We start from the raw sequence: 13855 nt of genomic DNA on the forward strand, positions 1-13855 counted from the left end.
TTACAAGCGAAAGACCAGCTAATTAAAGTCAAGAGTTTTTAAGAAAAAGCTTTATGAATTTTTGAAAACTCCTGACATAGAAAAAATGCATAACAACAAGACCACCTTTGCGAAGTAGACATAAAATAGCTGGTCTAAAATGAAATACTGATCCTTGAAAACTAAACATCAAGTGCAAGTACTGCTAAGCTGCTATATGCTTTGCTGCTAACATCTGAGCATGTTCCTGAGGACTGCGTAACTGGTACGGTTTTCTGTCCCTTAGAACAGCAAAGATGTAAATGATGATCTTACGCATAACTGCTCCCAAAGCTACCTTCTTAGGTTTGCTCTGGCACTTTTGCTTGTAGAATTCAAGTAATACAGGGTTGCAAGCCTCTTTATTCCGCTTAGTTCGGATATTGGCAAGAGCAGTTGTAAAAAGAACCCTGCGAAGTAGCCTGGAACCTCTCTTGGACATTTTATTCCGTGTGCCGGTAAATTCTCCAGATTGCATCACAGAGGGGTCAATGCCAAAGTAAGCAACCAGTTTTCCCGGCTTAGAGAAAGCGGAAAAATCGCCGATTTCTGCAAGAATGGTGGCAGCAGTAAGAAGGCCAATACCTGGCAGGCTCTGCAAAAGTTCAAGAGTTAATGCTAGCATGGGCATGTCCTTTGCCATATCTTCAGCGATCAATAGATGAATGGTTTTTAGGACCTTCGCCAAGTTATCTTCCAGAGTTCTGATCATGGATATGTAGACACCCAGCATAGCAACGTTCGAGGAATTATGAACAGTCAAAGGCGCAAACTCTCTGGCTTTGGAGACCAAAAGATTATACTTTGCAGTTGACCACTTAAGGCTTCTGCGAGAATTCTTCTGGATCAGTGCAATCAACTTGTTCCTGTTCGCTTTAAGAATATGCGCAGGCGTAGGATATTTCTCCAATACTGCAAGAGCAGCCTTTGAAAAGATGTTGGGGAATACATCCTTAAAGTTTAACATGAGTTGGTCAACAATACCCGTAAGCCTGTTTTTGTAGGCAGTAAGTTCGTCAGAGAGCTTGTAGTACTGTCGGCAAAGGCTTCGCAGACATTCAATATCCTCATCGGGGATATTAGTAGTTTTAAGCTCCTGAAATCTGTATAGCAGGGCAATTTTCCGGGCATCAACTTTATCATTTTTCACTTTCCTGATTCCAATATTTTTGATAGAATCAGTTTGGATGGGGTTTATGATGGAAACCTCAAATCCAGCTTTACAAAGTGAATGGAAAAGGATTTTGTGATAGTGCCCGGTGGATTCCATGACGACGAAAGGCCTAGAATCAAAGTCCTTTTCCGTTTTTTTCAGTAATTTAACGGCTCTTTCAACGTCAGAACTGGAATCATGGCGGATCTTCATGCGGGCAATTACTTCATTGGATGGAGAAAGAATTGCCATCTCACTAAAGAATTTACCTACATCGATTCCTGCCATAGGTCTGAAATTCATAAAAAATGCCTCCTTTACAAGATGAATGGACTTAAAAGTCTCCATTCCTTCCCATGTAAGCAAACAACCTTGCATGTGACACGAGGAACCAGCTATAAAGCTGGCCTCAACCAGCCAAATCATGTAGACTTACCGGAATGGATAAATACTCTTTTTTACGGGTAATCGGCCCGTTAGGGCCCGTCCCAGGAGGTGCCGCAAACACCTTCCAAGTCCGGATGATATTATACATGATTGTCAAAGTTCAGGCCAACAAACGCTGGCATAATGGCTAAGATGTGAAGCCGGATGATGTGCTTGATGTTTGGAAAAGAATAAAATTTGAAGTGTTATGTTAACTATGACTTTTAATGGGTCGAACAGTGGCTTTGGTCACTGATTTAATACAAAATAATTGTACAAGGAGGTGGACAAGCTATGTTACATATAAGGTCACCTGACAAGTTAAAAAGGCTCTTGCATATCCCCATATCTTGACCCCTCAAAAGTCTTATGATTGTGTGGATATTTAAGAACCTTTAACCCTATTATACGTCAGTGTTTCACTTGGTGCAACGAAAATTTTTTAAAAAGATAGTGTAAAGTAGCTTATGAAAAACGCAGGCAGCCACTATCAAGACAAAAGTGCACATTGAAAAGTGAAAAATGTACTGAGTTTCCGCATTTATTCCATGGTCCTCTTGACAATGAACCTCTTCCGGCATGATGAAAGGCGTCACGGCCTCACCCATGCTGAACAAGGTGTAGGGCTCTGGAGGATGGATGATGCTAGGCAGGATAGCCTAACATGCCGGATACTCATTATCAAGAGGCTTTCGCAGCATAAACGCTGCTAGGAGGCTTGCTTTGAAAGTATGAGTAGTTGAGAGAGCTCGATTAGCTTCTGCCACTTACCGGGAATGTTGGGAATGGATTCGAGTTCCGGGATAGAGTTCAAAGGCTGCCAGTAAGTATAGGAGTGGGGCCGCAGGAAATTGTAATAGGCGACAAACAGAGCAACATGAGTATTGGAGCCTTCTGCACTACCGTAACCATTCGTGACCTGATAAGAGAACTTGAAGGTCCGGTTAAGGCGTTCGATTATCTGTTTCAGCCAGCGGTATTCAGTTGATACTGGATCATCATTGGTAAGCCCGATGACCTGGATCAGGTTGAAATCCATACCTTGCAGCATGAATTGTTGCTGAGCGAGCTTGTAGGCAGTATAGCCGTCAGCAGCGAACTTGAGGGCCATACCAGGGAACTCTTTGAACTTGGCAAAGGCCATACGCATTGCAAGGATGCAAGGACCTACATCACGGGTACTGGATATTTGATATCCGAGGATGGACTTTTTAATAGCATCCACGATGAACCAGACATAGTGGCGGACACCTTTCACTTTTGTATAGGTTTCATCTGCAGCTAGGTAGTTAGTAGGCTTGTAGTCGAAATTATCTACGAAAGGTTTCACAATGGCAGCAGCAGTCTTGGCATAGTTAGCAACCATGGTATGGGAGATTTTAACCTGGTGCACTTCCCAGAGAGCTCTGGCAGTGGCCCGTGTAGACAGCCCCAGGTTGACGTTGTAAGTCAAGCAAAGCCCCATGATGTGAGAGGAAAAATTCCTGAAGGTAAGGTTTGTAGCACCTTTGGGCATGGAGGATAAATCCATCTTAAAGAAGTCAATGGTGAATTCCCGGTAAATGTAGTGGAGCTTAAACTTATGCTTGTCCTGCTGATATTCTGCTTGATCTTCAGGCGATAATCTGTTTAGGGCATCAAGATAATAAGGACAGCTTTTGTTAACGCACTTGTGAATGTTGAAATGCTTTCGATCCTTCTTCTTGACAAGGATATGGCCGCAGTATGGACAGACAAGGGCACCAATTTTGAAGTCGTTTTTATCCTTGTTGAATCTAAGTCCGCAAACCTTGCACAGAAGTTGTCCACGGCCGCCGGTATTGTTATAGAGGTAGTCGTGGGGTGCACCGCAGCGATGGCATACAGTATCGGTAGGCACGGGATTGCTGCCACGGGACTTGACTGGCTTAAGATTCTTGCCGTGATTAAATTTGTATTCATCAAGCAGAACTGTGTAATTCAACCTTTCAGGCTGCTTGATGACAGGGAGCTTATCGATAGTGAGCTTGTTGTATTTAGGGCTTGTAACATCGTATTTTGGAGACTTGAGAGGTATATTTTTCACTATGAACAAAAGCAATTGTTGGATTTGTAAAAGTAAAAATTGATTATATGCTACTAAAACTGATATAATTGAGTTCAAACAATGACACTTCCTTTCTGGGTTGTTGGTGTTGTAGCAGACTCAATTATACCAGAAAAGAGGGGGTCATTGTTTTTTTGTTACAAAAAACAATGAAATCCTTGATATATCAAGTTTAAGAGTCTATTTCTATGTAAATAGATTAACACTACGATTAAAAATAGGGAGGTATATTTTATGAAATTTTCATTGAAGGCTTTGCGTAAAATAGCAAACTTATCATTAGTAATTTCCTTGCTCTTTTCATTAACTCTGCCAGCTAGTGCAGCAACTGAGGAAGAATTACTGGAAAAGGTTACCGGAGACACAATAAATGCGGGAATTCCTAAACAGATAATTTCATCTACTGAAAAACTCCTTAGCCAAACTACAGGTACTACAGACGTGTCATATCATGTCATGACAAAGGAAGAACTGATTGCCGAGGGCTTAACAGAAGAGCAAGCAGAAACAACCTATGAAGTTGGTAGAATTATTAAGGAAATGGAGGTAACAGGTCAGAAAATTGATTTGGTTAACGGGAAGGTTACTATAATCAATCCAGCAGATATGAAACAGTCAATATCAAAGAAAGATGAAGCATATATTATAAAATTCTTTGAGGAAGGATTGAAAAAGCCGAAAGTTTCAAGGAAGGATAAAATTGAAAAAATTAATAGGCTTCTTAATGAAAATCCAGGTCGATCTGAATTTAAAGCTACATTTGACGACGGTTCATGGATTAGAGTTAGAGAAAAGCTAAATAGGGTCGATACAATTGATAGTGATAGTGTAAACACGTACGAAACAGTTGAAACATTGGATGAAAGCATCTTAAGTCTAGGTAACGGAACATTTATAAGAGAATTTTTATGGACAGAATCAGGAACTGGTTATTTTACTGAGCAAAAAATGGTTTACAATTTTACAATACAGAATGATAATTATGACGTGTATTTGAACTCTTGTGTAGGCTCTGTAAAAAGTTCCAATGTTTTCACTCTTGTAAGTTTGGATGATGATGTAGATGTGGGAGAAACGCATTATGATGAAAATCCTGATATTTGGACGCAAGGTCATGTTCAAGTTGTGTGGAAGTGCAGCGGTAGTGTTAGTGGAACATTATTTGGGGTTTTCTCTATCGGATTTGAAACGGGACAAACATGGACTCAAATTCAACAGGTAGCTATCAGCCTTGCCGCTCGTCACCACTACTGCGTATTCTAATGATATTGTGAGAAACGGGGTTGCAATATCAACCCCGTTTCCTATTGAATTAGGAACTCGATTACTAAATAGATTTAAGGTGATGTTAATGAGGAAAAAGTCTCTTGTTTTAATTATATGTTTTTTAGGTGCTATACTAACGTTATGCTCTTGGATGTTTTGCAGACAGCATATCATATTTGAAGCTAGTGAAAACTCAGAATGGCCATATGATGCAATTAAATATGTAGACATTAGTGATGTACCGCACAACAAATTAAACATTGCAATTATTGATACGGGAATAGATTTAACGCAGCCCGACTTTCAAAGAATTCATATAAAAACATACAGCGTATTAAATGAAAATGAGCCAGATAATGATAATGAACATGGGACAATGGTAGCTAAATTAATATGTAATAGCAAACTTATAAATCAAAAAAATGCAAACATTACAAGTAATATAACATTTCATGTTATTGATATTGGTGATGGAAAAAATTTAACTATTCAAAAACTCGTAGATGGAATAGATCTTGCATTGAAGTTAAAAGTGGACATAATCAATTTGAGTTTAGGCACATATAAGAATGATGAAACGCTTAAAGCTAAAATACAAGAAGTAGTTGATGAAAGAATTATTATAGTTTGCGCAAGTGGAGATGATGCTACTAAACAATATTTGTATCCTGCATCATATGAAGGTGTGATTTCGGTTTCATGTACAGATATGAACAATGTTAATCTTTTAAACAATAATATGAATGATAAAATAATTGTTTGTGCACCAGGAGAAAAAATTCCTGTTGGTGAAAACAGTGGTAAAATTAAAATCACGAATGGCTCTTCGGCTGCGTCAGCTATAGTTACAGATGTAATCATTGTACTAAAATCTATCAAGCCATCTTTGAATTCTTATGACATAATAGATATTTTTAAAAAGACTTCAATGGATTTAGGTGATAAAGGTAGAGATGAAATATACGGCTATGGTTTAGTAAATTTTAAGGACTGCATAATGTATGTAAAATCATCATTATAATACACTTTTTAACATAGCATATCATTGGATGTTTAGGTTTATTGAGTAAGCTGATGTATGGGTATAAAGCAACTTAGTAAACATGCAGAGTTAATTATAACATTACGGAAAGGAAGAATTATTATGAAAAGTAAAATTTTATTACTAATGATTGCAATAATGAGCTTTGCGGTCGTAAGCTGTACAAATGGAAAGAAGGAAATTAATGCAACTGAGTTTCAAAGAGAAGTTGGTAATATAGAACTAGCAGTCGCAAATATAGAAAAAACTTCTGAAGGTATGTTATATACTGTAAAAGTTATAAATAATAGTTCGTATATAATTAAACAAGCAAGTGTTTTTTTGAGTTATCCTAAAATGAAATATAAATCTGAGGCTGATGAAAAGCAATTTGATGTGGAAGCTAACAAGGATAAAGAGCTAAAAATGCTTCTGCCTGCTGGAACATATATAGGCAACGTTACTACTAATGAAGTATTTTTGGAGTTGAGAGGTTATTTAAAAGAAATTGTTGAAAAGAATGGATTTCATATGAGTGGCAGTGTTGAAGCTTATATAAAGTAATAGTATTTACGCATTAGTGTTGCATCATTAGTGTTGCATAAAATGTAATACTAAGCTTCTTGTCTTACAGTCTCCAGGTAGGAATTAATAGTATCTATAGGTCGCTTTCCATTATTCCTATAACCCTGATGTGGTCTATAATGATACCAGAAATTAAGACAGACAAAACGGCCAAAATAAGTTAGAATGGAACTATGGAAAAGAGAAGAAATTTTACACCGGAAGAAAAAGCAAAAATAGTAATTGAGGTCTTAAGGGAAGAAAAAACGCTGATTGAGATTGCTGCCGAATATGAAATACATCCGAATCAGCTAAGCCGCTGGAAGGCAGAATTCATAAGCAATGCAGGCAGGGTATTCAGCAAGGAAACCGATGAAGTAGAGAAGGTCAAGCAGGCGTATGAAAAGGAGAAGGACGAACTGCTTAAGCAAATTGGTCAACTCTCATATGAGGTTAACTGGCTTAAAAAAAAATCTGGGTGCGGCTGAGAAAGGACGAAATGTTTAGTGGGTGGAACTCCTACCTGTTTAATGCCTGAGCTGGGCAGACAGTAGCAAGTCATGGATGTATCATAGTAATAGGGTACATTAAGCGTTGACAGTTAGGTAATGGGCCTGAAAGTGATTGAGCTGCGAAATTTTTAAGATTGTAATGGTCGACGAATTCCAGATTTCGGAAGACAAAACTGGTGAATGCGTTACCGGCGAGCATTCATAAGCATTACCGCAGTCGAAGAGCCAGGCACGTTATACAATGACACTTCGTTAACTCAGGAGACCCTGCCTATTCTCCGAAAGGAGTATGATAAACAACCAATAGCACGGAAGAATATCAAATGATAGACAGGGAGTCGGATAGTTCCATATTGTGTGTGCATGGCAGCGCAGCTGCCAGGCGGGTTAAAGTCCCGCTGGACTTCGGATTGGGAAGTTCATATCCAAACTTGGGAGTAATGTCTCAGGGGCTGGCAGAAGCCAGAGGACAGGGTGTCCACTGTGAAATGGAGTCCGAAGGGTTTGAGGAGAAGTACCAGGCCGTAATCAACGGAAGCGATTCCACTGATGAACCGGTCGGCCAAAGACGGGGCAAGGTCGAGCCTGCACTATGGAGGCGAAGGCGCTCCAATTCACCCGTCGCACCAAGGTGTTTGCGGACGGCATGGTATGGAAGGAAGCTGCGTGACCCATGGAGACCTTGTATCGTCTGCATGGACAGTAAAGCAAGCTATAAAGCAACCCCGAAATGTTTGCTGACGCGATGCAAGGAGTCGGAGAGCTGAATAGTACTTTAACTGCCGAACAACAAAAACGGCGGGACTGTTTCTTGAAAACAGCTAAACTTCAACCCAAAAGGTGGAGTTCAGGGGAAGGCAGCTCACATAACAAACTGAAATCGAAGGAGAATCAGCGAGTATGAAGCAAGGAAAGGAAAGTTCCCTAAGCGAAAGACCCGGAACTTGTGGCAGAGGATACTGATGATAACGGAGACAGTAAGTGCAGGAAAGAAACTCAAGGCACATTCATTAATTGACAAGGTGTACCACCCGACAAATTTGGAAATGGCCTGGAAGAAGGTTAAGGCCAATGGAGGAGCCGGGGGAATAGACGGGATTTACATGGATGAGTTCGAAAAGGCAGCAACAGAGGAACTTAAAAGTCTCCATGAACACCTTAAGAACGGGACATACGAACCTCTACCGGTAAGGCGGGTATACATACCCAAAAGAGGAAAACCACAGGAGAAGCGCCCGTTAGGAATCCCGGCTATCAAAGACCGAGTATGTCAACAAGCATTAAAGAACAGGATGGAACCAATATTCGAAAAGACATTCAACGATTGCAGCTTTGGTTACAGACCTGGACGTTCTCCTCATGACGCTATGCGGAAGATATGGCGAGAAATACAGCGGGGGAACGAATGGATCGTAGACGGGGATCTCCGCGACTACTTTGGGACGGTCAATCATGGAAAGTTAATTGATATGGTGGCTGAGCAGATAAGCGATGGAAGAATCCTTGACTTAATCAGGAAAATGCTCAAAACTGGTTATGTAGAAAATGGCCATAGGTATGAAACCGAAGCCGGAACACCGCAGGGGTCGGTGATTAGTCCCCTATTGAGCAATATATATCTGACACCATTCGATAATGCCATGACAGGAAAAGGTTTCAAACTTACCCGTTTTGCCGATGATTGGCTGATAGTCTGCAAAAACAGAGCAGAAGCCGAAAAGGCGTTAAGGACGGCGAAAGAAGAACTTGCAAAGCTCGGTTTAATGCTCCATCCGGATAAAACGCGAATAACCAACATCAAGTGGGGATTTGAGTTTTTAGGATACAAAATCAAACAGGGAAAGGGATTGAAGCTACCGAAAGATAGAATCAAAGCGGTGGCAAACGCACTTAATCTGTATGCATTCCCAACGGACAAATCCATAAAAAGATTTATGGATACAATCCGGCAGAGAACTAAAAGAAAAATACCCATAACACTTAAAGAACTGATCAATACTATTAATCCGGTTATCCGCGGGTGGGGAAACTATTACCGTAAGTCACATGTTCGAAAACTGTTCAACAAATTGGACAGATGGATAATCAGACGGCTTTTGAACCATCAGTATAAAAGATGGAGAAATACTGGCTGGAAAAAGTATCCTGCAAAAAGGCTTTATGGTGAATACGCACTAGTTAACCTTATACAACTAATACCAGGACTTGAGAAGAAACCTGTTCTTAATTAGCATTGTTATGAGAAAGCGGACTGCGGGAAAACTGCACGGTCCGTTTGGTCGAGCGGACGGAGGAAGGCCAAGGCCGACCTCTTCCGACTCTACACTGATGAATACTGGTAATGCGGTAGGAGAGAAGGGAACTACATATCACCACCATTGGCAGTGAAACGTTAACTATACTCAGGGATAGGTGAATTAATGGAAACAAAACTGACAAGAATAGCACAAATCGCCAAACAAAGGCCAAAAGAAGTATTTACTTCGCTCTACCATTTGTTAAACGAAAACTTATTGACACAGTGCCACAGGGAGCTGAAAGGCAACAAAGCAGCGGGTATCGATCATATTACCAAAGAAGAATACGAACAAAACTTAGCCGGCAACATTGCCAACTTGGTAAACAGGCTCAAGAACCATAGCTATAAACCTCAGCCAGTTCGCAGAACCTACATACCTAAAGGAAACGGCAAGGAAGTGCGCCCATTAGGCATACCTTCGTATGAAGATAAAATTGTGCAAATGGGGTTGAACAAAATACTGCAAGCCATATATGAAACAGAATTTATGGAGTTCTCATATGGCTTTAGACCAAACAGAAGCTGCCACGATGCATTAAGAGAACTTAATAGGATAATCCATACCGGGAAAATAAACTACATTGTCGATGCTGATATCCGGAAGTTCTTTGATACTGTAGACCACGAGTGGATGATTAAATTTCTGAAGTTAAGGATAGCAGACCCGAACATCAATAGACTTATTACAAAGTTCATGAAATCAGGATGTATGGAAGAAGGCCAGTTGATACCAACCGACGTAGGCACACCTCAGGGGTCGATTGTTTCACCAACCCTTGGAAACATATACTTGCATTATGTTCTGGATTTGTGGTTTGTAAAAGTTGTGAAGAAAAGGTGTAAAGGTCAAGCTGAAATAGTAAGGTATGCAGATGATAGTGTGTTCTGCTTTCAATACAAAGAGGATGCAGAATGGTTCTATAAAGAATTAATTCAGAGGCTTGAGAAATTCAAGTTGAAGGTGGCGGAAGAAAAGACTAAGATAATAATCTTTGGGAAATATGCAGAAGAGCGCTGTAAAGCTGCAGGATTAAATAAACCGGAGACTTTTGATTTCCTGGGATTCACGCACTATTGTGGCAGGAGCGTCAATGGTAAGTTCAGGTTAATGAGGAAGACGAGTAAGAAGAAATTCAAAGCAAAAGTTCAGGAGTTTAAGCAGTGGATAAAAGCTTCAAGAAATCTGAAAATAAGCGAAATATTCAGAGCTACCTCTTCAAAGCTCATAGGCCACTATCAGTATTATGGAATTACAGATAACATGAGAATGCTCTCGAAATTTCTGTACAACATACAGAAGCTACTGTACAAATGGCTTAACAGAAGAAGTCAAAGGAAAAGCTTTAGCCTTGATAAGTTTAATTTGTATCTGAAAATTAATCCCCTGCCGAAACCCAGAATATATGCAAGTATGCACTATGTAGGCGCAAGTAGTGTTAAGTGATATGAGGAGCCGTATGCCTTAATTGGGTACGTACGGATCTTTGAGGGTTGCACGCTGTGAAGCGTGCTTCTACTCGACCCTCCTCTAAATCCCGTGAAGACCGCATGAAAATGATTGACAAAGATGAAAAGAAATTAAGCATCACAAAGCAGGCCGAACTGTTGGGAATTAACCGTACAAGCCTTTACTACAAGCCGACACCGGTAAATGATGAAGAATACCTGATAAAGCGGATTATTGATGAGATTTATACGGCTCATCCGGAATATGGCTATCGTAGGATGACGAATATCCTGAACCGGGATTATAAGATTCATATAAATCGAAAGCGAACCCGGCGTTACATGAGGGAAATGGGTATACATGGCTTATGTCCTGGACCTAACCTTAGCAAACGTCTACATGACAAGTACTCATATCCGTATCTGCTGAGAGGCTTGAACATTGATCGTCCAAATCAGGTATGGTCCATAGATATTACTTACTGCCGGATGAAACACGGTTTCATGTATATGGTAGCCATAATAGACTGGTATTCCCGCTATGTAGTTGGATTCGAGTTATCAAACACTTTAGATAAGGTATTTGTCGTAGAAGCAATACAAAAGGCAATAAAACGGTACGGTAAGCCTGAAATCATGAACAGTGATCAAGGTTCACAATTTACAAGTGATGAATACATAAATCTATTGAAAGATAATGGTATTAAAATATCTATGGATGGAAAAGGAAGAGCATTGGATAATCAACGGATAGAGCGTTTCTTCCGTACCTACAAGTGGGAAAAACTTTATCTTGAAGATTGCGAAACAGGACAACAGCTTCGGCAGATAACAAGAGAATATGTGGAGTATTATAACAACCGAAGGCCTCATCAATCGCTGGATTACAAAACGCCGGCAGAGTATTACTTCGGGGGTTGTAAGCAGCTTCCGGCAGTCGTATAAAACCTTGGGGCTCTGCCCCAAACCCCGTCCTCGCCGGAAGACAGCCGGTCTGTCATAACAGACCGGAAAGCAAAAGGATGTATGTCCATTGGATGTCAAGGGTCAAGATGAACTCGCTTACGCTCGCCCTTGACATCCTCCAATAGAGTGCATAAATGTAGAAATTATACAAAATTAAAGAAAGGAGAACCTAACTTAGAAAAGCTAAAAAATTGTCTTGACAATGGGGGGCATTATAATCCTTTGACACAGTAAACCAGTCAAAGATGATAGAGATACTGTTAAGGAGCATAAAGGACAGCAGGGTAATATCCCTCATACACAAATGCCTCAGGGCAGGGGCAGAGAAAGAGGTAGGTTTGAAGAAAAAGAGAAAGGTCTGGCATAAGGCGGGAATATCAGCTCGTTATGCAGCAACATAATGCTGAATGAACTAGATCACGAACTGGAACGAAGAGGAATCAGATTTGTGAGGTATGCGGATGACATGTTACTGTTTGCAAAGTCAAAAAGGTCAGCGCAAAGGATACAGAAGCATATTATCCCATTCATAGAGAACAAACTGTATCTCAAGGTGAACAGGAAAAAAACAGTGGTGGCATACATCGGCAATGTAAAGTTTTTGGGATATGGGTTTTATCCGTCGAAAGATGGAATAAAACTGAGAGCACACCCCAAAAGTATCAGCAAGATGAAATCCAAATGAAGGAAATCACAGCGAGAATCAACGGAAGGTCATATGAATTGCTCAAATCGAAACTGAGACAATTCATAACCAGATGGGTGAACTATTTCAAACTTGCAGATATGAGAAAACTACTAAGTTCAACCGATGAATGGCTTAGAAGAAGGCTGCGCATGTTTATCTAGAAAAGATGGAAGTAAATCCGTACCAGATACAAAATGCTAAGAAAGCTTGGGCTAAACTGCAAAGAGGCCTATGAGTTTGCATGTGCAAGAAAAGGCTACTGGCGAATAGCTAATAACCAATAACCAAATTCTAACTATCACTATCACCAACGCCCGCTTATTACAGGCAGGATACACATTTTTCTGGGATTACTACAAAACTATAACGGCGTAAACTTGGGAACCGTCTAGTACGGGTCCGTAGGCTAGGTGGTGTGAGAGGTCGGTAGGTGAATTAATCGTCTACCTCCTACTCGATGTTGTAGAACATGCTCTGTAACTCAACGGTGAAAGTATGCTATAGTATAATTAATTTTTAAATAAAAACTATTTATATCAGTGGAGGTTATAACATGAAAAATTTCAAAATTATGCTATTTGGGATTGCTCTTATTCTATTAGGGATTGCTTTAAAACTAATGTTTATTGAATATGTAGAATCAGGTTTCTTATTGGTCCTGGAAAGAGTAACACCATTCATAGGTATTATTGTTACGGCGATCGGTTTATTTCTAACAGATTATGACAGTAAATAAAAATTTTAATCAACTTGTTGTATTAGCTGAAGTTTTACAGATCGTGAGAATATTATAACGAGTACAATTGCTATAGTATCTCTATAAAAAAGATACTGTCTATGAATGTAAAGAAATAACTTTTTCTTAGCAAGAGATAAATCAAATTGCTAGAGAAAGGTATTGCTATTATGAGCAATGCCAAAGATCAGATGACGATTAATTGCAAGATGGATATATGATCCGATTGATGATTAAAAAATGTAGGCAGTATGTATATTTTACTTAACTGGTTTTCTTTCAATGTTAGTGTCCAAGTGTATTTTAAGGCTCATGCTCAAATGGGGGCGCTCTCATTGCCTGATGGCTAGACCCTGTAAAACAAGGGGTATCTGCATTTTATTAGATTATTACCAGAAAACTATGATTTCAAGCATAAATCAAGCTTTCTGGCAATATCCTAATTGTAAAATTGAAAAAGCTTCTTTGTCCTAGAAAGTAGTGTCCTAAATTTTGTGTCAACTCAAGGATAATATATTTTTTGATGTTGGGATGCCTAATTTTTTGGTATCCCTGTTGTTTTAACTCTATCATTCGCTTGCATCTTAGTCAATACATATTTGTGAATTCTGATTAAATTCCGGAATCCTGAAAAGGCGTTTATGCTGCAAAGCCTCTTGATAATGAGTAAAGCG

At 39.7% G+C, this 13855-nt stretch carries 12 protein-coding genes and 2 pseudogenes; 12 read left to right on the forward strand and 2 right to left on the reverse strand.

The genetic code is table 11. The features are described 5' to 3' along the window. Positions 1-184 precede the first annotated feature (184 nt). Both CDO33_RS06290 and CDO33_RS06295 read right to left on the reverse strand, forming a co-directional pair. Positions 185-1474 (reverse strand): IS110 family RNA-guided transposase, encoded by a 1290-nt coding sequence (locus tag CDO33_RS06290; protein ID WP_103102778.1) that lies wholly within the window; start codon positions 1472-1474, stop codon positions 185-187. Between the two features lie 832 nt (positions 1475-2306). Beyond that, a complete protein-coding gene (locus CDO33_RS06295; protein ID WP_338053251.1) occupies positions 2307-3677 on the reverse strand; it encodes a DDE-type integrase/transposase/recombinase in 1371 nt (456 codons plus the stop codon). Positions 3678-3917: 240 nt separating this feature from the next. Between CDO33_RS06295 and CDO33_RS06300 the strand changes: the two genes are divergently transcribed. From CDO33_RS06300 to CDO33_RS06350, 12 genes and pseudogenes are all read left to right on the forward strand, one after another. Further along, positions 3918-4946, forward strand: coding sequence for a hypothetical protein (locus tag CDO33_RS06300; protein ID WP_103083193.1), 1029 nt, complete (start codon positions 3918-3920; stop codon positions 4944-4946). 7 nt (positions 4947-4953) lie between these two features. Beyond that, positions 4954-5970, forward strand: coding sequence for a S8 family peptidase (locus tag CDO33_RS06305; protein ID WP_151898648.1), 1017 nt, complete (start codon positions 4954-4956; stop codon positions 5968-5970). 123 nt (positions 5971-6093) lie between these two features. Continuing rightward, a complete protein-coding gene (locus tag CDO33_RS06310) occupies positions 6094-6534 on the forward strand; it encodes a hypothetical protein (protein ID WP_103083195.1) in 441 nt (146 codons plus the stop codon). A gap of 194 nt (positions 6535-6728) precedes the next feature. After that, a pseudogene (locus CDO33_RS06315) lies at positions 6729-7010 on the forward strand (transposase); the annotation flags it as partial. Between the two features lie 359 nt (positions 7011-7369). Then, a complete protein-coding gene (locus tag CDO33_RS06320; RefSeq protein ID WP_103083196.1) occupies positions 7370-7813 on the forward strand; it encodes a hypothetical protein in 444 nt (147 codons plus the stop codon). A 195-nt stretch (positions 7814-8008) separates the two neighbouring features. Then, positions 8009-9277, forward strand: a complete 1269-nt coding sequence (gene ltrA / locus CDO33_RS06325) for a group II intron reverse transcriptase/maturase (protein ID WP_103083197.1) — start codon at positions 8009-8011, stop codon at positions 9275-9277. A 189-nt stretch (positions 9278-9466) separates the two neighbouring features. Further along, on the forward strand, positions 9467-10789 hold the full coding sequence (ltrA, locus tag CDO33_RS06330; RefSeq protein WP_103083307.1) for a group II intron reverse transcriptase/maturase: 1323 nt from the start codon (positions 9467-9469) through the stop codon (positions 10787-10789). A gap of 80 nt (positions 10790-10869) precedes the next feature. Next, positions 10870-11736: pseudogene (locus CDO33_RS06335) on the forward strand (IS3 family transposase); the annotation flags it as partial. 266 nt (positions 11737-12002) lie between these two features. After that, the gene (locus CDO33_RS21225) at positions 12003-12158 is read left to right on the forward strand and encodes a hypothetical protein (protein ID WP_242974847.1); all 156 of its coding nucleotides are present in this window, start codon (positions 12003-12005) and stop codon (positions 12156-12158) included. After that, positions 12158-12442 (forward strand): reverse transcriptase domain-containing protein, encoded by a 285-nt coding sequence (locus CDO33_RS21230; protein ID WP_242974006.1) that lies wholly within the window; start codon positions 12158-12160, stop codon positions 12440-12442. The genes CDO33_RS21225 and CDO33_RS21230 overlap by 1 nt, the downstream gene beginning before the upstream one ends. Then, positions 12439-12606 carry a group II intron maturase-specific domain-containing protein gene (locus CDO33_RS20775; RefSeq protein WP_153051220.1) on the forward strand — a complete coding sequence of 56 codons (168 nt, stop codon included), beginning with the start codon at positions 12439-12441 and terminating at the stop codon, positions 12604-12606. The genes CDO33_RS21230 and CDO33_RS20775 overlap by 4 nt, the downstream gene beginning before the upstream one ends. Before the next feature lie 392 nt (positions 12607-12998). After that, positions 12999-13181, forward strand: coding sequence for a hypothetical protein (locus CDO33_RS06350; protein WP_103083049.1), 183 nt, complete (start codon positions 12999-13001; stop codon positions 13179-13181). Positions 13182-13855 lie beyond the last annotated feature (674 nt).

Source organism: Clostridium thermosuccinogenes (genome assembly GCF_002896855.1).
Lineage (GTDB): Bacteria > Bacillota > Clostridia > Acetivibrionales > DSM-5807 > Pseudoclostridium > Pseudoclostridium thermosuccinogenes.